The organism is Salinivibrio sp. AR647 (assembly GCF_001995415.1).
Taxonomy (GTDB): Bacteria; Pseudomonadota; Gammaproteobacteria; order Enterobacterales; family Vibrionaceae; genus Salinivibrio; species Salinivibrio costicola.
The window spans coordinates 281,074-299,450 of the sequence record NZ_MUFE01000003.1 but is presented as its reverse complement, the minus strand read 5'-3'; the positions used below and the strand labels follow the sequence as shown (position 1 = coordinate 299,450).

At 50.1% G+C, this 18,377-nt stretch carries 21 protein-coding genes and 1 other annotated feature; of the genes, 16 read left to right on the top strand and 5 right to left on the bottom strand.

Going from position 1 to position 18,377, the window contains the following annotated elements; all coding sequences use genetic code 11:
• Positions 1-115: 115 nt before the first annotated feature.
• Both BZG76_RS05335 and BZG76_RS05330 read left to right on the top strand, forming a co-directional pair.
• Complete coding sequence (locus tag BZG76_RS05335) at positions 116-754, top strand: YchE family NAAT transporter (RefSeq protein WP_077460415.1); 639 nt, start codon at positions 116-118, stop codon at positions 752-754.
• A gap of 135 nt (positions 755-889) precedes the next feature.
• Entirely contained in the window at positions 890-1,738 is an 849-nt protein-coding gene (locus tag BZG76_RS05330; protein ID WP_077460414.1) for an ion transporter, read from the top strand.
• Positions 1,739-1,871: 133 nt separating this feature from the next.
• Here the strand turns inward: BZG76_RS05330 and cysS are convergent, their stop codons facing one another.
• A complete protein-coding gene (gene cysS / locus BZG76_RS05325; RefSeq protein WP_101494572.1) occupies positions 1,872-3,266 on the bottom strand; it encodes a cysteine--tRNA ligase in 1,395 nt (464 codons plus the stop codon).
• A gap of 240 nt (positions 3,267-3,506) precedes the next feature.
• Here cysS and BZG76_RS05320 point away from each other — a divergent pair, with 240 nt between their 5' ends.
• The 13 genes from BZG76_RS05320 to hisIE all read left to right on the top strand — a co-directional run bounded on the left by BZG76_RS05320 (position 3,507) and on the right by hisIE (position 13,892).
• Entirely contained in the window at positions 3,507-4,085 is a 579-nt protein-coding gene (locus tag BZG76_RS05320; protein WP_077460489.1) for a MarR family winged helix-turn-helix transcriptional regulator, read from the top strand.
• A gap of 197 nt (positions 4,086-4,282) precedes the next feature.
• A complete protein-coding gene (locus tag BZG76_RS05315) occupies positions 4,283-4,780 on the top strand; it encodes a peptidylprolyl isomerase (protein ID WP_021022351.1) in 498 nt (165 codons plus the stop codon).
• An 81-nt stretch (positions 4,781-4,861) separates the two neighbouring features.
• Positions 4,862-5,596, top strand: coding sequence for a UDP-2,3-diacylglucosamine diphosphatase (gene lpxH / locus BZG76_RS05310; protein ID WP_077460412.1), 735 nt, complete (start codon positions 4,862-4,864; stop codon positions 5,594-5,596).
• Between the two features lie 29 nt (positions 5,597-5,625).
• Complete coding sequence (locus tag BZG76_RS05305) at positions 5,626-6,102, top strand: YchJ family metal-binding protein (protein WP_077460411.1); 477 nt, start codon at positions 5,626-5,628, stop codon at positions 6,100-6,102.
• Positions 6,103-6,200: 98 nt separating this feature from the next.
• Positions 6,201-6,404, top strand: coding sequence for a hypothetical protein (locus tag BZG76_RS05300; RefSeq protein ID WP_021022348.1), 204 nt, complete (start codon positions 6,201-6,203; stop codon positions 6,402-6,404).
• Positions 6,405-6,647: 243 nt separating this feature from the next.
• Positions 6,648-6,786 (top strand) — a sequence feature (His leader region).
• A gap of 34 nt (positions 6,787-6,820) precedes the next feature.
• Entirely contained in the window at positions 6,821-7,717 is an 897-nt protein-coding gene (hisG, locus tag BZG76_RS05295) for an ATP phosphoribosyltransferase (RefSeq protein WP_077460410.1), read from the top strand.
• Positions 7,718-7,723: 6 nt separating this feature from the next.
• Entirely contained in the window at positions 7,724-9,040 is a 1,317-nt protein-coding gene (gene hisD, locus BZG76_RS05290; protein WP_077460409.1) for a histidinol dehydrogenase, read from the top strand.
• 2 nt (positions 9,041-9,042) lie between these two features.
• On the top strand, positions 9,043-10,095 hold the full coding sequence (hisC, locus tag BZG76_RS05285) for a histidinol-phosphate transaminase (protein ID WP_108743650.1): 1,053 nt from the start codon (positions 9,043-9,045) through the stop codon (positions 10,093-10,095).
• Positions 10,096-10,106: 11 nt separating this feature from the next.
• Positions 10,107-11,174: a bifunctional histidinol-phosphatase/imidazoleglycerol-phosphate dehydratase HisB gene (hisB, locus tag BZG76_RS05280; RefSeq protein ID WP_077460407.1), complete on the top strand. Its 1,068-nt coding sequence runs from the start codon at positions 10,107-10,109 to the stop codon at positions 11,172-11,174.
• Entirely contained in the window at positions 11,174-11,773 is a 600-nt protein-coding gene (hisH, locus tag BZG76_RS05275; RefSeq protein ID WP_077460406.1) for an imidazole glycerol phosphate synthase subunit HisH, read from the top strand. Before hisB ends, hisH begins: the two co-directional genes overlap by 1 nt.
• A gap of 6 nt (positions 11,774-11,779) precedes the next feature.
• Positions 11,780-12,517: a 1-(5-phosphoribosyl)-5-[(5-phosphoribosylamino)methylideneamino]imidazole-4-carboxamide isomerase gene (hisA, locus tag BZG76_RS05270; RefSeq protein WP_077460405.1), complete on the top strand. Its 738-nt coding sequence runs from the start codon at positions 11,780-11,782 to the stop codon at positions 12,515-12,517.
• A complete protein-coding gene (gene hisF, locus BZG76_RS05265; RefSeq protein WP_077460404.1) occupies positions 12,499-13,272 on the top strand; it encodes an imidazole glycerol phosphate synthase subunit HisF in 774 nt (257 codons plus the stop codon). The genes hisA and hisF overlap by 19 nt, the downstream gene beginning before the upstream one ends.
• Positions 13,269-13,892, top strand: a complete 624-nt coding sequence (hisIE, locus tag BZG76_RS05260; RefSeq protein WP_077460403.1) for a bifunctional phosphoribosyl-AMP cyclohydrolase/phosphoribosyl-ATP diphosphatase HisIE — start codon at positions 13,269-13,271, stop codon at positions 13,890-13,892. Before hisF ends, hisIE begins: the two co-directional genes overlap by 4 nt.
• 119 nt (positions 13,893-14,011) lie before the next feature.
• Here hisIE and BZG76_RS05255 read toward each other — a convergent pair whose 3' ends face one another.
• From BZG76_RS05255 to BZG76_RS05240, 4 genes are all read right to left on the bottom strand, one after another.
• Positions 14,012-15,208 (bottom strand): sensor histidine kinase, encoded by a 1,197-nt coding sequence (locus BZG76_RS05255; RefSeq protein ID WP_241824047.1) that lies wholly within the window; start codon positions 15,206-15,208, stop codon positions 14,012-14,014.
• 11 nt (positions 15,209-15,219) lie between these two features.
• On the bottom strand, positions 15,220-15,915 hold the full coding sequence (locus BZG76_RS05250) for a response regulator transcription factor (protein ID WP_077460401.1): 696 nt from the start codon (positions 15,913-15,915) through the stop codon (positions 15,220-15,222).
• Between the two features lie 23 nt (positions 15,916-15,938).
• The gene (locus BZG76_RS05245; protein ID WP_077460400.1) at positions 15,939-16,217 is read right to left on the bottom strand and encodes a hypothetical protein; all 279 of its coding nucleotides are present in this window, start codon (positions 16,215-16,217) and stop codon (positions 15,939-15,941) included.
• 64 nt (positions 16,218-16,281) lie between these two features.
• Positions 16,282-16,815 carry a PepSY domain-containing protein gene (locus BZG76_RS05240; RefSeq protein ID WP_077460399.1) on the bottom strand — a complete coding sequence of 178 codons (534 nt, stop codon included), beginning with the start codon at positions 16,813-16,815 and terminating at the stop codon, positions 16,282-16,284.
• A 555-nt stretch (positions 16,816-17,370) separates the two neighbouring features.
• Here BZG76_RS05240 and pseB point away from each other — a divergent pair.
• Complete coding sequence (gene pseB / locus BZG76_RS05230) at positions 17,371-18,366, top strand: UDP-N-acetylglucosamine 4,6-dehydratase (inverting) (protein ID WP_077460397.1); 996 nt, start codon at positions 17,371-17,373, stop codon at positions 18,364-18,366.
• The last annotated feature ends 11 nt before the right edge of the window (positions 18,367-18,377 follow it).

The window sequence follows — 18,377 nt, the reverse complement described above, 5'->3', positions numbered from 1 at the left end:
AGACTTGCAGAAAATGCAAGGTTAAGCGGTTGGTTTTTAAGCTGAGGTCGCTATACTGGCCCCACCTTTTAACCCGAGAGAAACTGGACTTCCTCACAGCATCACGAGATTCGCCATGGCCGTTTTTGACACCATGATTTTTGTACAGTTTTTTGTCGGGCTTTTTGCCGCCGTGAACCCTATCGGTATCATGCCCGTTTTTGTGACCCTTACCGTGCATCTTGACAAGCAAGAACGAAACCGCACTGCGTATACCGCAGCGATTGCGGTGGCGATTATCTTGATTGTGTCCTTGCTTGCCGGTCAGATGTTGCTCGACTTGTTCAGTATTTCTTTAGACTCTTTCCGTGTCGCCGGTGGCATGCTACTGCTCAGTATCGCTTTTACGATGATGAACGGTAAGTTAGGAGAAGGTAAACAAAACAAGCAGGAGCAGTCAGAAACCATCAGTCGTGAGCAAGTGGGCGTGGTGCCGCTTGCCATGCCGTTGCTTGCGGGCCCCGGCGCGATCAGTTCGACCATTGTTTACGGCTCCCAATACCCTGATACATGGAGTACGGTCACGCTTATTTCAACCCTGGTGATCTTCGCCGCTGGCATTTGGGGCTTATTTAAAGTGGGACCTGCGGTGGTAAAATTCTTGGGACAAACCGGTATTAACGTGATCACTCGAATCATGGGTCTGATTCTCGGCTCTCTCGGGATCGAGTTTATTGCCTCTGGCATGCGGGCTTTGTTTCCAGGCCTTAACTGACCCTGTCGCAGATTGGCCTTAGGCTACACGGTAAACAAATATCAAAAACCGGCACGTTGAGCTTTGTAGCCATGTTATGTGTTGCAGTGTCGGTTTTTCAGCTCAATCATCATGTTTTTCGAGCAAGGAAAGCCCATGAACAAACCACAAAGCCGATTGCAGCATTACTTATATACCACAATTTTTGGTACGGAAACCAAGCACGGTAAGGTGTTTGATCTGGCATTGATCGTCATGATTTTGGCATCAATGGTGGCATTGATGCTGGAGTCGATCGCAAGTGTCCACGCCCGCTGGTCACAATGGCTATATTGGATTGAGTGGGGATTTACTGGCATTTTTACCATTGAGTATTTGCTACGTCTTTATTGCTCCCCACGCCCATCCGCCTATGCACGTAGCTTTTATGGCGTCGTGGACCTGCTTGCCATTCTCCCCACTTACATCGCCGTATTTGTTCCGGGCACGACTTATATGATGGTGGTGCGTCTGCTCCGTGTATTACGTATTTTCCGTATACTGAGACTCATGCGCTTTTTGGAAGACTCCAATATTCTGATGCGTTCGATGATCATGTCATCGCGCAAGGTGATGATTTTCTTTTCCACAGTCATGATTCTGGTCACAGTATTCGGCGCTCTAATGTATGTGATAGAAGGACCAGAGAATGGTTTCACCAGTATTCCTTATGCCATTTATTGGGCGATAGTAACGCTTACCACTGTCGGATATGGCGACTTGGTCCCCCAAACGGATATTGGTAAGACGCTGGCCTCTTTCACTATGCTGATGGGCTATTCCATTATCGCTGTCCCCACGGGGATCATTACTGCTGAAATAGGCCAACAAATGACACTGCATCGCCAGTTAGTCAAATGCCCAAATTGTTCAAAAGGGGGGCACGAGTCTGATGCGGACTTTTGTAAACATTGTGGTAGTGAACTGCCTGAGCCCGATAAGCGTGAAGTAAAGCCTGGACGGTAATCCAGGCCGGTGCCTTCACGCATTTGACCTTCTGTGTCACACGATTATCACACCGACAATAACAAACGGAGCCTTATTTGGCTCCGTTTCCATTAGATTGCTATTATTCTCGGCCGGATGGCGCTTTATCTGCTTACTTACGACGCCAGGTGGTGCCTTGCGGGCCGTCTTCCAGCACAATACCCATCGCTGTGAGCGCATCGCGCGCCGCATCGGCTGCCGCGAAGTCTTTGGCTTTACGGGCATCATTACGTGTTTGAATTAAGGCTTCAATGTCAGAAACTTCATCATCAGCGCCAGCATCACCTTGCAAGAAGTTATCGGCGTCTTGCTCGAGCAAACCAAGAATAGACGCCAATTTGCGCATTTGCGCGCCCAGCGCAGACGCGGCGGCCATATCGTCAGCACGGAGGCGGTTAATCTCACGGGCCATATCAAACAACACTGAATAGGCTTCTGGCGTATTGAAGTCGTCATTCATTGCCGCTTCAAAACGCGCCACGTATTGGTCGCCACCTGCCGGGGTTGCCTGAGTGTCTAAACCACGCAATGCGGTATAAAGGCGCTCTAATGCTGAGCGGGCTTGGTTAAGATTTTCGTCGCTGTAATTAAGCTGGCTACGATAATGGCCTGACAGCAAGAAATAACGCACGGTCTCAGCATCGTAGTGCACCAGCACGTCACGGATGGTAAAGAAGTTTCCAAGTGACTTAGACATCTTCTCACGATCGACCATCACCATGCCGCTGTGCATCCACGTATTCACATATGGGGTGTCATGGGCACAGCACGACTGAGCAATTTCGTTTTCATGATGCGGGAACTGTAGGTCTGAGCCGCCGCCATGAATATCAAAGTGCTTACCCAGAAGCGCTGAGTTCATCGCTGAGCATTCAATGTGCCAACCTGGACGGCCCGGGCCCCAAGGGGATTCCCACGTCGGCTCGCCGGGTTTCGACATTTTCCACACCACAAAATCCAGCGGGCTGCGTTTCGCAGTTTCAATATCCACACGGGCACCAGCTTGGAGCTGATCCAAGTCTTGTTTAGACAACTTACCGTATTCATCAAACTTAGCGACTTCAAACATGACATCGCCGTTATCGGCCACATAGGCAAAACCACGCGCAATCAGCGTTTCTACCAAGGTAATGATTTCGTCAATATAATCGGTCGCACGCGGCTCGATATCAGGACGCACCATGTTTAAGGCATCAAAATCTTGATGCATTTCACCAATCAAACGTTCTGTTAACGCATCGCAAGTCTCGCCATTTTCAGCGGCACGCTTAATGATCTTGTCATCAATATCCGTAATGTTGCGCACAAAGGTCAGATCAAAGCCCAGATAACGCAGGTAACGAGAAATCATGTCAAACGAAACGAAGGTGCGCCCATGTCCGATATGACAAAGATCGTAAATCGTCACCCCACACACATACATACCAATTTTTCCTGGCGTGATAGGCTGAAAGACGGCTTTTTCTCGCGTCAGTGAGTTGTAGATCTTTAACGGGGGGGTTTGCATCGACATAATAATTAGATGACTCGTTACAGTAATGACAATGAGTAAAGTGAAGCTGCTATTACACCTTTTCTGCTAGCGTGACGCAAGCATCGACCCGGTGTCTGGCCCGATAAAGCGCGACGACCGAGTTCACAAGTTAAGAGAAAAAGCACGATTTGAACCAAAACCGACCAATCGGTGCTTGAGTTGGGTCGGGGTGATCATTTATTTTTCGGTAAAGAATCTTTATCGATAACCATTATGACAAAAAATTCAACGTGCACACACCCAGTAACCACGGCTGCTTCAAAAAGCCAAGAACAAGGTGTTACTCCATCACAAACTGACAAGGTTGATCTCATTCTGAGCCAGTGGCACCGTGAACGCCCTGATATTGATCCGAGCCCCATGGCGATTACAGGCCGGTTGGCACGTATCAACGGCCACATTAATCCCAAACTGCAGCATGTTTTCGGCCAATACAATCTAAACCCAGGGGAATTCGATGTGCTGGCCTCGTTACGGCGTGCGGGCAAACCCTACACGTTAACCCCAAATCAGCTGCTGGATGCTTTGATGCTCACCTCCGGCGCCATGACTAACCGCATTGATCGGTTGGAGCACAAAGGCTTGGTGGCACGCAGCCCCGATCCCAACGATCGCCGTGGGGTCTATGTCTCACTCACCGACGCAGGGCTGGATTTGATCGATAAGGCGGTGACCGATCATACCAATAACTTGCATCAGCTCCTGGCTGGACTCACCACCAGTGAGCAAGCCAACTTGGCTGATTTACTCAAAAAGTTGCTCGGGCATGTTGAACCTGTATCGTCAGAATGATCTCGATGAATAAAAGTGATCTTGAGAAATAAAAGTCATCTCGAGGAATTAAAATGACAATGCGCCCCTGCAAATCGGCACTTTGGGGTCACTTAGCGATGATTAATTCCACATCCAGGGCGATCATGCTTGATCACCCGGCTCGTTAGGCTAAAATCTGTGATCCTTTTTAGCCAAGCCAATGACAGGATTACATCATGGTAACTCTTCATACCACGTTCGGTGATATCAAACTCCGCATGTATGCAGACGAAGCACCGGCCACGGTCGAGAACTTTTTACAATATTGCCGTGACGGCTTTTATAACGGAACCCTGTTCCACCGTGTTATCGACGGCTTTATGGTCCAAGGCGGTGGCATGGCCTCTGGCATGGAAGAAAAGTCGACGCGTGCACCGATCAAAAACGAAGCGGATAACGGTTTAAGTAACCTTACCGGTCGTTTATCCATGGCGCGTACCATGGAGCCGCATTCAGCCAGTTCACAATTCTTTATTAACGTGAATGACAACTTATTCCTGGATCACAAAGCCAAGACGCCAGACGGTTGGGGCTACTGTGTGTTTGCCGAAGTCGTCGACGGCATGGACGTGGTCAATAAGATCAAAGGCGTTGCCACCGGCAATTGGGGTTATGTCCACCAAGACGTCCCTGTTGAAGAAGTATTAATCAATAGCGTGACTATCGAAGACTAAGCCGCACTCGTCAACAAGGGTAGCTAAAGCTACCCTTTCTTTTTGAGTGAGCCGCTCGTTTTGCCAATAAAAAGCCAATACATGCCACATACCCTCTTTATTGCTGATTTACACCTCAGCCCTACTCGGCAAGATATCACTGATTGCTTTTTGCGATTTATGGCCGAGGAAGCGGTCCACGCTGATGCACTCTATGTGCTGGGAGATTTGTTTGAGGCTTGGATTGGCGATGATGATCACAGCCCCTTTCATCAGCAAATCAAAACCGCCTTTGCGACCCTGACACAGCAAGGCGTGCCTGTGTACTTTATTCATGGCAATCGTGATTTTTTAATCGGAAAGCGTTTCGCCCGTGAAACAGGCATCACCTTGTTGGATGAGCACACACGCATTGATTTATATGGTACGCCGACCTTGATTCTCCATGGCGATACCCTATGTTTGGCGGATGCCGACTACCAAGCATTTCGTCGCAAAGTCCACCAGCGCTGGCTACAACACGTGTTTTTATGTTTACCCTTAGCGTTGCGTCGTCGTATTGCGGCCAAAATGCGCGCGGGCAGTGCCAATGCCAATCAGCAAAAGTCATCCACCATCATGGATGTGACGCCACAAGAAGTGCAGCGCCAGTTAGATAACGCAGGAGTGGTTAACATGATTCACGGCCATACCCATCGCCCCCATGTCCATCAATGGTGTGATCAAGGCCACGATTACCAGCGCATCGTGTTAGGCGATTGGTACCAACACGGGTCGGTATTAGTGTGTGGCCCGCAAGGCTGTGACTTACAAACTCGCGACTTTACTCATCACTAAGCTGTTCAGCCTATCGTTAAGAGATCTTTATGCAGACTGATTTATGCCCTTGTTGTAGTAACAAACCCTACGCCGAATGCTGCGCGCCCGTTCATCAACATCCGGCCAACGCTGCCCACCCTGAGCAATTAATGCGCGCTCGCTACAGCGCACATCCGAAAGGCTTGGTGGACTTTATTGTCGCGACCTATCACCGCGAATGCGGCGCCGAGGCATTTCGGGATGATATTGCCATGATGACCGATCATCAGTGGCAATCACTTGAGGTGCTAGATAGCGAGGTATTAAACCACGGTGAGCTTGGATTTGTGACCTTCAAAGCCCACTTTATTGCCGACGGTGAGCCTCAGTGTTTGCATGAGCGGTCTCGGTTTATCCAAGAAACAATCAATGGACAGCCTCAATGGCGATATATCGATGGTGTTTTCCCCGGCCATGTCAAAGCCGGCCGCAATGACCCTTGCCCGTGTGGCAGTGGGCGTAAGTTTAAAAAGTGTTGCTGCTAGCCCCCTAGCCTCGCCATTCTAAATAACTCCTGGTTAAAAAATCATCAAGTTTGGTGCTTCGTGGTCGATACTAATAGTAAGACCAAAGGAGGACCATCATGAACTGGCTTGGCAATTTGAGTCCTGTGTATCGCACGCCGCATGCACCGCCCACGAAAGTATGGGCGATCCGCAAATCGGAACACATTGATGCGCGTAAAGAGCGGCGGCTAGACGATCTCAATGATCACGCTCAGCAACCGCACCAAGAGCACGAGGAAAAAACACCTAAAAAAGACGGTGAACTCGATATTTATGTCTAGCCCCGGTGTTGATTCTCTCGCTGTTCATGGCGATAGCGACAATTACTTAGCACGACACCTACTTAGCACGACACCTGGCATAAAGACACGTGAAAAAAACGCGCGTTGACTGGTTGCAATCCAAACGGATTTTGATATGGTCATAAACAGTTAAGCTTTTTGGTATAGAGCTTATTTTTTGCCACAGAGCGTATTTTCGCTAGATAATGGACGACCAACAATGATTTCAGCACTAATGACCATGCATCACCACCATCATCCTGACTAGTCTTTCGGGAGGAATGGTTTCGACTGGAAGACGAGTAAAAAGCGCTTCCGTCGGTCATTAGCCAGCTAACAGATTCAGACCCTCGGGAGCATCGTCTTCCGAGGGTTTTTTCTTTTTTAGCTTTTCATTTTTAGACAAGGAAGCACACATGCAAACACAACGCTTACGTATCGCCATCCAAAAAAAGGGCCGTCTCGCCAAAGAGTGCCAGGAGCTGCTCAAACGTTGCGGGGTTAAAATTAACTACACCGGCGAGCGCTTGGTGGTCCACGCCGAAAACATGCCCATCGATCTGCTACTGGTTCGTGATGATGATATCCCTGGCCTTATCATGGACGGCGTAGTCGACTTAGGTGTGATTGGTGAGAACGAATTAGAAGAGGTTCGCCTTGAGCGCATCAAGTTGGGTGAGCCAAGCCAGTATCAGCTGCTTCGTCGCCTCGACTTTGGTGGCTGTCGTCTTTCCATTGCGCTGGATAAAGACCAAAATTACAACGGCCCACAAGATCTCGCTGAGCAACGGATTGCGACCACCTATCCCAATATTCTTAAAGCCTACATGGACAAGCAGGGTGTGAATTTCAGCACCTGTATGCTCAATGGCTCCGTGGAAGTGGCGCCACGTGCGGGGCTCGCCGATGCGATTTGTGATTTGGTCTCAACGGGCGCCACCTTAGAGGCCAACGGCTTGAAAGAAGCCGAAGTCATTTTTCGCTCCAAGGCAGTGTTAATTCAGCGTGAAGGCAGCTTCAGCGAAGAGAAAACCGCATTAATTGAACGCTTGCTCACTCGCATGCAAGGCGTGATTCAAGCCAAAGAGTCGAAATACATCATGCTTCACGCGCCAAGCGAGGCGCTAGAAAAAATTGTTGAGCTGCTTCCCGGTGCCGAAGACCCGACCATTTTGCCGCTCGCACACGAAAAAAGCCGTGTGGCGGTGCACCTTGTCAGTACCGAAAACCTGTTCTGGGAAACCATGGAAAAGCTCAAACAATTGGGCGCAAGCTCAATCTTGGTCCTGCCGATTGAAAAGATGATGGAGTAAGTCACCATGCGAACAGTAGTCTGGAAATCACTCGGAGAGTCACAAAAAGAGGGCTTGATGCGCCGCCCTGCGATCACAACCGGTGCCCAAACCCAAGCGAGCGTCGCGGAGATTATCGCCGATGTCCGAGAGCGCGGAGATGAAAGTTTAAAGGCGCTGACAAAAAAATTTGATGGTGTCGACCTCGATAGCATCAAACTCGACAAAGCGATCTTGGCCGATGCCGAAGCGCGATTGGGGGAAGATATCAAACTTGCCCTACGTCAAGCCTACGACAACATCAGCACCTTTCACCGCGCACAAAAAGCCCAGCCGTTGAAAGTCGAAACCATGCCAGGGGTGGTATGTGAATCCATCACTCGCCCAATTAATCGCGTCGGGCTGTATATTCCTGGCGGTAGCGCGCCCTTGCCGTCTACAGTGTTGATGCTGGGCGTGCCGGCGCAAATTGCTGGCTGCCGCAAAGTGGTGCTCTGTACCCCACCGCCAGTGGCCGATGAAATCTTATACTGTGCCAAACTGTGTGAGATTGATGAAATTTATACCCTGGGTGGCGCACAAGCGGTGGCGGCGATGGCCTTTGGCACCCAAAGTGTGACCAAGGTGGATAAGATTTTCGGTCCGGGCAATGCCTATGTCACCGAAGCCAAACGTCAGGTGAGCCTTGCTGCCAATGGCGCAGCGATGGACATGCCTGCCGGCCCCTCTGAAGTCTTGGTGATTGCTGATGCCGGCGCGGATCCCGACTTTGTTGCCGCGGATTTACTCAGCCAAGCGGAGCACGGCCCCGATTCACAAGTAGTGCTAGTGACGCCGGCCCCTGAGATGGCAGAAAAAGTCGCCGATGCGGTGCAGCAGCAATTAACCACGCTCAGTCGTGCAGAAATTGCCAAGCAAGCGCTGGGCAGCAGTGTGATTATTATTGCCGATACTCTCACCCAATGCGTGTCGATTTCTAACCGCTACGGACCAGAGCACTTGATTGTGCAGACTCAGCAGCCTCGAGATTTGTTGCCGCTGTTGGATAACGCTGGCTCGATTTTCTTGGGCGCCTATTCGCCCGAATCCGTGGGTGATTACGCCTCAGGCACCAACCATGTGTTGCCGACTTACGGTTATACCCGTACCTACAGCAGTTTAGGATTGGCCGACTTTAATAAGCGGATGACAGTGCAACAGGTCAGCGAAAGCGGCTTACAAGCACTGGGCCCGACCGTGATGCGAATCGCAGAAGCCGAGGGCTTGGATGCGCATCGCCAAGCGGTCGATATTCGTCTAAATAAGCTACAACAAGCCCAAGCCTCAGAGGACCCGTTAGTATGAGCATCGATAAACTCGCCCGTGAGCAAGTACAAGCGCTCACGCCCTATCAGTCAGCCCGCCGTATCGGTGGCAGCGGGGATGTGTGGCTCAATGCCAATGAATCCCCCTTTGACAATGCTTATACCCTGAGCGGCCAAGGACTCAATCGCTACTCCAGCTGTCAGCCGGCATCATTGATTAATGCCTATGCTAACTATGCGGGGGTAGACAAGGGCCAAGTGATTACCACTCGTGGCGCCGATGAAGGGATTGATTTATTGCTGCGCGCGTTTTGCGAGCCAAACCAAGATAGCGTACTGATTTGCCCACCCACCTATGGCATGTATGCGGTCAGTGCAGAAAACCAAGGGATCGCGACCACCCAAGTGCCGCTCACCGCCGACTGGCAGCTGGACATGGCAGGAATTGATTCCGCCTTGGAGGCAGATGCCAACATCAAGCTTATCTTCGTATGTAGTCCTAATAATCCGACCGGTAATTTAATTAACCGCGACGACATAGAAGCGCTACTCACCCGCACCCAAGGTCGCGCGATTGTGGTGTTGGATGAAGCCTATATCGAATTTAGTCCAGAAGCGACCTGCACCGATTTACTCGCGCGCTTTGAGAATCTCGCCATTTTGCGCACGCTATCAAAAGCGTTCGCTCTGGCGGGACTACGTTGCGGCTTTACCCTCGCCAATCCCGCTATTATTAACTTGATGCTCAAGGTGATCCCGCCGTATCCGGTGCCGGTGCCCGTGGCAGATATTGCCGAGCAAGCGCTCTCTGAAGCGGGCTTGGCGCGGATGAAGTATCAGGTTTTGGACTTAACCGCCAACCGTGCCTATTTGCAAGCCGGCCTCAGTATGCTGCCCGGCATCAAGGTGCATCCAGGCTTTGGTAACTACCTGCTGATAAGCCTGGACGACACCGATGCGGTGTTCGAGCACTTGGGTAATGCGGGGATTATTGTGCGCCGTACCGCGATCGAGAACAGCTTACGCATCAGTATTGGCAACCGTGACGAATGTGAAAAAGTGTTGGCTTTTATCCGCCAGCAGCTCAGTGAATAAGGACAACCACTGTGAAAGACAAGATTTTATTTATTGACCGTGATGGCACCTTGATTGTGGAGCCGCCTGAAGACTACCAAGTGGATCGTCTGGATAAATTGGCCTTTGAGCCGGACGTGATCCCCGCACTACTTAGCCTGCAAGCGGCGGGCTACACCTTGGTGATGGTGAGCAATCAAGATGGTTTAGGGACCGATAGCTTCCCGCAAGCGGACTTTGATGCACCACACAACATGATGATGACGCTATTTCGCTCACAAGGGATCCATTTTGAAGACGTGCTGATTTGTCCGCACTTTGATAGCGACGACTGTAGCTGCCGCAAGCCCAAATTAGGCTTGGTAAAAGACTATCTGCAGCAAGGCCGGATTGATTTCGCCCAATCGGCGGTGATTGGCGATCGCGACACCGATATCACCTTAGCCAACAATATGGCGCTACAAGGGATCAAATACCAACGTGAGGTGATGGGCTGGCCGCAGATTGTCGAGCGTCTGACCTTGCAGCCGCGCATCGCATCGGTGACTCGCACCACCAAAGAAACCGACATTCAGGTGGCTGTTAACCTGGATAAGAGTGGCGGCAGCCGCATTGAAACCGGACTGGGCTTTTTTGACCACATGTTGGATCAAATCGCCACCCACGGCGGTTTTCAGCTGAGCGTTGGCGTTAAAGGCGATTTGCACATCGATGACCACCACACCATTGAAGACACCGCCCTCGCCTTGGGCGACGCGCTTAAACGGGCGCTGGGCGATAAGCGCGGTATTGGCCGTTTTGGGTTTAGCCTGCCGATGGATGAATGCTTGGCGCAATGTGCGTTGGATTTATCCGGACGTCCGTTTCTTAAATTTGAGGCCAGCTTCCCGCAACCACAAGTGGGCGATATGTCGACCGAAATGGTCGGGCATTTTTTCCGCTCATTGACCGATACTTTGGCCTGTACCCTTCACCTGACCGTCGATGGCGAAAACACCCATCACTTGGTAGAAAGCTTATTTAAAGCCTTTGGCCGCACCTTGCGTCAAGCCATCAAGGTCGAGGGCGATGCTCTGCCAAGCAGTAAAGGAGTCTTATAATGCGCAAACACACCGTCATTATCGATACCGGCTGCGCCAATGTGTCCTCGGTACGCTTTGCTGTCGAACGCCTGGGCTATCAAGCCACATTGAGCCGCGATCCCGACGTAGTGCTGGGGGCAGACAAGCTTTTTTTGCCCGGTGTCGGCACGGCCAGCGAAGCGATGAAAAATCTCACCGAACGCGGCTTAGTGGATTTAGTTAAACAGGTTGAGCAACCGCTACTGGGAATTTGTCTTGGCATGCAAATGCTAGGCACGCGCTCCGATGAAGGCGATAGCCCGGTTGAGTGCCTTGGCCACATCCCCGCGCCGACCAAGCTAATGGATACCGATGGCCAGCCTTTACCTCATATGGGTTGGAATCGGGTCGCCACCGTCAATGACCATCCCTTATTCGACGGCATTCCCGCTGGCAGCTACTTCTATTTTGTCCATAGTTACGCGATGCCGGTCGGTGACTATACCCTGGCACAATGTCACTATGGTCATGCGTTCAGCGCAGCAATCAATCAAGGTAACTACTTCGGGGTTCAGTTTCACCCCGAGCGTTCGGGCAAAGTGGGCGCGCGTTTGATTCAGAATTTTTTGGAGATGTAAGCAAGGATGATTATACCAGCACTCGATTTGATAGATGGCCAAGTGGTGCGCCTTTATCAAGGGGATTATCAGCAAAAAACCGACTACGGTTTTGACCCGCGTGAGCAGTTTGCACGTTACCATCAAGCAGGCGCGGATTGGTTGCACCTCGTGGATTTAACCGGTGCCAAAGATCCGACCGCGCGTCAGGTCGATTTGATCACCGAGATTTTGCAATCAACGCCCGCCAATATCCAAATCGGCGGCGGCGTGCGCACCGAAATGGACGTGATTGAGCTGCTAAACACCGGCGCGCAGCGCGTAGTGATCGGCTCCACCGCGGTTAAATCCCCCGATTTGGTTAAAGGCTGGATGCAAACCTACGGCCCTGACCGGATTGTATTGGCACTCGACATTCACATTGACAGTGACGGGACGCGACGCGTGGCGGTGTCCGGCTGGCAACAAGACTCCGGCGTCACCATTGAAGCGCTACTCGACGATTATTTGTCCGTCGGGCTCAAACATGTGCTGTGCACCGATATCTCCCGCGATGGCACCTTGCAAGGCAGCAATGTGGCACTTTACCGCGACTTGTGTCAGCGCTATCCGAGCATTGCGTTTCAATCATCAGGCGGCATTGGCAGTCTCGAAGACATTCGCGCCTTGCGCGGCACCGGTGTGGCAGGCGTGATCGTCGGCCGCGCCCTACTGGAAGGCAACTTTAGCGCAGAGGAGGCGATCGCATGCTGGCAAAACGGATAATTCCTTGTTTGGACGTCCGCGACGGACAAGTAGTAAAAGGCGTGCAATTTCGCAATCACGAAATCATCGGCGATATCGTCCCGCTCGCCAAACGCTACGCCGAAGAAGGCGCTGATGAACTGGTGTTTTATGACATCACCGCCTCCAGTGACAGCCGGGTGGTCGATAAAAGCTGGGTTAGTCGCGTCGCGGAAGTAATTGATATCCCCTTTTGCGTCGCCGGTGGGATTAAATCCGAAGCCGATGCCCAGCAAATCCTGGAATTTGGCGCGGATAAAATTTCAATCAACTCACCGGCATTGGCCGATCCGAGCTTAATCACGCGACTGGCCAATAAGTTTGGCGTGCAGTGCGTGGTGGTTGGGATTGATTCCTTCTTCGATGAAGCCACCGGACACTATCAGGTCTATCAATTTACCGGTGATGAAAGCCGCACTCAGGCCACGCCTTGGCAAACCGCCGCGTGGGTTGAGGAAGTCCAACAGCGGGGCGCAGGCGAAATCGTACTCAATATGATGAACCGCGATGGCGTGCGCCAAGGCTATGACTTAACCCAACTAAAAATGGTAAGAGAGCGCTGTCAGGTGCCCCTGATTGCCTCCGGCGGTGCCGGTGAAATGTCGCACTTCGCCGACGCCTTTTTACGAGCGAATGTCGATGGCGCGCTGGCCGCTTCGGTGTTTCACAAGCAAATCATCGCGATAAGCGAATTAAAACAAACATTAAAACAACAAGGGATCGAGGTAAGAGTATGACGGCAGCGTGGGTAGAACGTATCGATTGGGAGAAAAACGCCGGCTTGGTGCCTGCGATTATCCAACACAGTGATAGCGGCCAAGTATTGATGCTGGGCTACATGAATGCCGATGCACTGAACGCGACGCTCGAAACCGGTCGCGTCACCTTTTGGTCGCGCAGCAAGTCGCGTCTTTGGGTAAAAGGAGAAAGCTCCGGTCATGTGTTGAGCCTGGAACACATTGCACTCGATTGCGATCAAGACACCTTATTGGTCACGGCGACGCCTCACGGGCCCACCTGTCACCTCGGCACGACCACCTGCTTTGACAGTGACAATAAACCGCCACACACCGGCCCCGGCTTTTTATCGAGCCTAGAGCAAGTACTTGCCAGCCGCAAAGACGCCGCGCCTGATGAATCTTACACCGCAAGTCTATTTGCCAAAGGCACCAAGCGTATCGCGCAAAAAGTGGGGGAAGAAGGCGTCGAAGTCGCCCTCGCTGCCACGGCAGGCGATAAGGCCGAGCTATTAAACGAAAGTGCCGACTTGCTTTATCACCTATTGGTGCTGCTGCAAGACCAAGAGCTTAGCCTCCATCAAGTGACCGAAGTCCTCGCCTCTCGCCATCAAGGCTAACAGCGAAGCGCGTTAACCTAAACATGCTCTCTCCAAAGCGCCGCACAACTGCGGCGCTTTTTGATAATATGCGCTTGTATTCAGTGATAGCAAGGGTTCTTCGTCAATAACAAGAGGTGTTATAAATGATATATCGGAATTGCAATTTCCACTCTTAAGCCAGGATTCGCATCAGACAACGTAATGCTGCCATAATGAAGGCCAGCAATGGCTTTAGCGAGCGACAACCCCAAACCCAGTCCCCCATCAGCTCGGCTCTTATCTACCCGATAGAGCCGCTGAAAAACTCGCTCTTTATGTTCATCGGCAATACCTAGCCCCGTATCCTCAACCTCTAACCAGGCTTGAGACGTTTTCAGATTTTCTCCGCAACGGAGATGAATCTGGCTACCTGGCGGACAATAACGCAACGCATTTTCTATCAAGTTAGCCACTTGCTGAATCAAAAGCTCACGATCCCCCTGAATCATCAGTGGCAAAAAGTGCTTTTCTGATATCAATGACATCTGTGCATCTTCGGCGACATCAGCGTATATCTCCGAAACTGTATCGACCACGTTATTCAGATCAAGCATCACAAAGCGGCTTCGGCGCGCACCGGATTCAATTTGTGCAATACGAAGTAAAGCATCAAATATTGACGCTAGCCGCTGTGAATCTTCTAATGCTCTATCCAATTCAACAAAAAAGGCGTTATTGGGGGTTGATGAAATACTCACAGCATCTTGTCGCAATGCCAATAAATTATGGCGCAGACGACTGATTGGAGTTTTAAGCTCATGAGCAATATTAACGGAGATATCACTCATTGCTGCTACTGTTCCTTCCAGCCGTGACAACATATCATCAAGTGAAACCGAAATACGTGCCAGATCGTTATACGTGTATTTTACATTGGTTCGCGCTGAGAGATCTCCTTCGGCGACGGCATTCAAGACGGTTTCAATCCGTTTAATTCGCTTCTGGCTAATGCGAGTCATTACTGTCACTAGTACCACTGAAAACACTGACACTAGTATGCCCGCAAGCACAAAGCCGGACGCGAGCATAGCGAGAATTTCTTCGTCTTCAATAGGTTCGTCATCGAGTTCGCTTTCTAATCCCTTAGCGCGATCAAGGGACGCTTTAACGATATCGTAGTTTTGTTCTTTCAGTTCATGGTCGACATAGAAAAAGGTTACCAAGGCCATAAGTACTAAGCTGATTAGAGCCACTCCACCGAACATTAAACCTTGGTGAGTCGCAGAGCTTTTCATCCATGCAGGAAGTATATCTAGCAATTTTCGCTTAGAAAAATAGCGAGGGATAAAGTCCACCAGTCTCCCTCTCATTTTAGTTTTCCGCTTTTCTGTTCAAACTTATAGCCAACACCACGAAGCGTATGAATGAGTGTATCGCCAAAGGGTTTCTCGATCTTGTTTCGAAGACGACTAATATGGGTTTCTACAACACTCGTCTGCGGATCGAAGTGTATATCCCACACATGCTCAAGCAGCATGGTCCGAGTAATGACGCGTCCAGGATGGCGTAAGAAAAGCTCAAGAATCCGAAATTCTTTTGGCTGTAAATCCAATGCCTTGCCCTGGCGAGTTGCTGAGTGCGCAAACAGATTCAGTATTAAATCGCCAGAACTAAGTTCATGGCTGGACTCGGTTTTCTTCAACATTGTACGACGGGAGAGCGCAGTGATACGTGCCAAAAGTTCAGAGAAAGCAAACGGCTTGGTAAGATAGTCATCACCGCCTGCTTCTAAACCTTCCACTCGATCGTCCACACCACCCAGCGTGGTAAGAAACAGGATAGGAATACCAACTTGCGCAGCACGAAGGGCCTTAACGAGAGAAAGACCATCTAGGCCCGGTAACATGCGATCGACAATCGCCACATCGTAACTCTCTGTCATGCAAAGCGTGAGGGCATGCTTGCCGTTATCAATCACCTCAACTTGATGGCCTGCTTCTCGCAGGCCTTTTTCTACGAAACGACTGAGGCTATTATCGTCTTCCACCAACAGTACGCGCATTTGGGCACCCCTCTATTTAGGCATTAAGGTTGTATTTCAGCTGCCGTTACAACCGATTCACCTTGATTTGTCGTACTTTGTGGATGAGGAATGTCTTTAACAACTTGGCGTTGTTGGTATTTCGCCATGATAATAGCGACAATACCCGCCATCAAACTCATCCCAAGTATAACCAGCCCAAACATGAAAAACAGTGAGAAGCTCAATACGCCTAAAATTGCCATAGGAGCCTTTTGAACAAGACTTTTAACCTGTTCTTTTGTACGTTGCCATTTTGATGCGTTTCTGTTTTCTACATTCATATAAACCTCAAATCATGGGCACTAGCCCATAAAATTATCCGATACAGGTTGGTTTGTTACTGTCTTACTTTAATACTCTCGCATCAATTTTAATTTCAACATGATTGCCGCTAGTATTTAGCAGGTCTACTTCGTAGTATGGCCGATCAAGATGATCATCCTGTTCAACTCGCCACGCTTTTCCATCTACTTGCGTCTCTGCTTGCATCAATGCCTGTTCAAGAGAAAGAAACGTTCCGTTTCTAATACCTGCTAACCAGATAGCATCCTCAACATCATTGTCATGATTGCGATGAGTATTAGTTAGAATCACTTCACCTGTTGCTGCGCTCACTACTGTATTAATTTCTTCACCCGTATCGCTTATGATCTCAATCTCATAGACCGCTTGGCTCATTACCACATCACGTTCAGCCTCTATCACGATACCGTCAGCAGTTTTCTTTGCTGTCTCAACTGCCTGGATCAATGTTACCGCATCGCTATGGAGAGTCTTGGGCTTCTCACCTGCGTTGGCAGCACCAACAACCAACATAGCACCTAGACCCAGCACAGCAGTAAGAGTGGCGGTAGACGAAAACACTAAATTTTTTTTCATGATGTAATCCTCATTGTTCGTATGATTTGATAGGGACTTCCCTCTCGACGTAGATACTCTAAGCGATCGGGATTTCGTCAACTTTTCGCGAACTATACATTTTTGTAATGTTTGACTGCGCACATGAAGCAAAGAGAAGGTCGAAAGTGGATATATTATCTTGGTACTTTGACGGTTATCATCAACGGCACTGAAGTAGTGTTTAAATGTATCGATCCACGGTATCTATCTCGAACTATTATAGAATCGGCCTATATGATAACAGCCAGAGGTGATCGTCAAACCGAACCTGTTTTGGTCAAAAACGTTCGCGTGGTCGCCCTGCTAAGTATAGAAGCTGTCGACATTGCAATGGGTCACCTTGTTAACCTATATAACTGGCTGTGAAGTTTATAGATAGCTATTTAGAGGACTTTTCCGATTCTCTTAGTTTGGTACCACTCTTTTGGAATTCGATTTTGCCAATCACACATCAGAACGCCGTAGCAGATCGCCAAATCCTGCTCAGATCAGTTAAACTGCCTGTATTCCCGACAGTTAGTGACAAGGCGTCCTATGTTTAACGGCAAATCCATTCTGATCACCGGCGGTACTGGTTCTTTTGGTAAAAAGTACGTCCGCACCCTGCTTGAACGCTATCAACCACGTCGCCTCGTGGTGCTCTCTCGCGATGAGCTCAAGCAATATGAAATGCAGCAAACCTTTAACGCCCCTTGCATGCGCTATTTTATCGGCGATGTGCGTGATGGCGATCGTTTAATGCAAGCGATGCAAGGCATTGACTATGTGATTCATGCTGCTGCACTCAAGCAGGTACCTGCCGCCGAATACAACCCGATGGAATGTATCAAGACCAACATTCACGGTGCAGAGAATGTGATTCGTGCCGCGATTGCCAACGGGGTGGAAAAGGTGATTGCGCTCTCGACCGATAAAGCCGCCAGCCCCAATAATCTCTATGGCGCCACCAAACTGTGTTCAGATAAATTGTTTGTCGCCGCTAACAATATGACCGGGGGCCAAAAGACACGTTTTTCGGTGGTGCGCTACGGCAATGTGGTCGGCTCGCGCGGCTCTGTGGTGCCTTTGTTTAAGAAAAAGGCAGCGGAAGGCGCGGATCACTTGCCCATTACCCATCCTGAAATGACCCGTTTTTGGATTACCTTGCAGCAAGGGGTGGATTTTGTGCTGAAAAACTTTTCGCGCATGTATGGCGGAGAAATATTTGTCCCTAAGATCCCATCGGTTCGTCTGACGGATCTCGCCAGCGCCTATGCCCCGAACACCCCCGTCAAGGTGATAGGCATTCGTCCCGGCGAGAAAATGCATGAAGTGATGTGTCCGGCTGACGATGCGCATCTGACGCTCGAATTTGCCGATCATTACGTGATTTGTCCCACCATTAAGTTCTACGACGCCGATTATGACTACCGAGAAAATGCGTTGGGCGAAAAAGGACAGCCCGTGCCAGAGGGCTTTGAGTATCAATCAGGCACTAACCCAGAAGTGTTAACCGTCGAGGCCATTTTGCAACTCGACACCGAGCAGTAAAGGAGTATGGC

Coding starts and splice junctions, on each gene's coding strand:
- hisF (WP_077460404.1), top strand. CDS start 12,499: ATGCTGGCAAAACGGATAATTCCTTGTTTGGACGTCCGCGACGGACAA.
- lpxH (WP_077460412.1), top strand. CDS start 4,862: ATGCCACATACCCTCTTTATTGCTGATTTACACCTCAGCCCTACTCGG.
- BZG76_RS05315 (WP_021022351.1), top strand. CDS start 4,283: ATGGTAACTCTTCATACCACGTTCGGTGATATCAAACTCCGCATGTAT.
- hisA (WP_077460405.1), top strand. CDS start 11,780: ATGATTATACCAGCACTCGATTTGATAGATGGCCAAGTGGTGCGCCTT.
- cysS (WP_101494572.1), bottom strand. CDS start 3,266: ATGCAAACCCCCCCGTTAAAGATCTACAACTCACTGACGCGAGAAAAA.
- BZG76_RS05305 (WP_077460411.1), top strand. CDS start 5,626: ATGCAGACTGATTTATGCCCTTGTTGTAGTAACAAACCCTACGCCGAA.
- hisIE (WP_077460403.1), top strand. CDS start 13,269: ATGACGGCAGCGTGGGTAGAACGTATCGATTGGGAGAAAAACGCCGGC.
- hisH (WP_077460406.1), top strand. CDS start 11,174: ATGCGCAAACACACCGTCATTATCGATACCGGCTGCGCCAATGTGTCC.
- BZG76_RS05240 (WP_077460399.1), bottom strand. CDS start 16,815: ATGAAAAAAAATTTAGTGTTTTCGTCTACCGCCACTCTTACTGCTGTG.
- hisD (WP_077460409.1), top strand. CDS start 7,724: ATGCGAACAGTAGTCTGGAAATCACTCGGAGAGTCACAAAAAGAGGGC.
- BZG76_RS05330 (WP_077460414.1), top strand. CDS start 890: ATGAACAAACCACAAAGCCGATTGCAGCATTACTTATATACCACAATT.
- BZG76_RS05320 (WP_077460489.1), top strand. CDS start 3,507: ATGACAAAAAATTCAACGTGCACACACCCAGTAACCACGGCTGCTTCA.
- BZG76_RS05245 (WP_077460400.1), bottom strand. CDS start 16,217: ATGAATGTAGAAAACAGAAACGCATCAAAATGGCAACGTACAAAAGAA.
- BZG76_RS05300 (WP_021022348.1), top strand. CDS start 6,201: ATGAACTGGCTTGGCAATTTGAGTCCTGTGTATCGCACGCCGCATGCA.
- BZG76_RS05250 (WP_077460401.1), bottom strand. CDS start 15,915: ATGCGCGTACTGTTGGTGGAAGACGATAATAGCCTCAGTCGTTTCGTA.
- pseB (WP_077460397.1), top strand. CDS start 17,371: ATGTTTAACGGCAAATCCATTCTGATCACCGGCGGTACTGGTTCTTTT.
- BZG76_RS05335 (WP_077460415.1), top strand. CDS start 116: ATGGCCGTTTTTGACACCATGATTTTTGTACAGTTTTTTGTCGGGCTT.
- hisG (WP_077460410.1), top strand. CDS start 6,821: ATGCAAACACAACGCTTACGTATCGCCATCCAAAAAAAGGGCCGTCTC.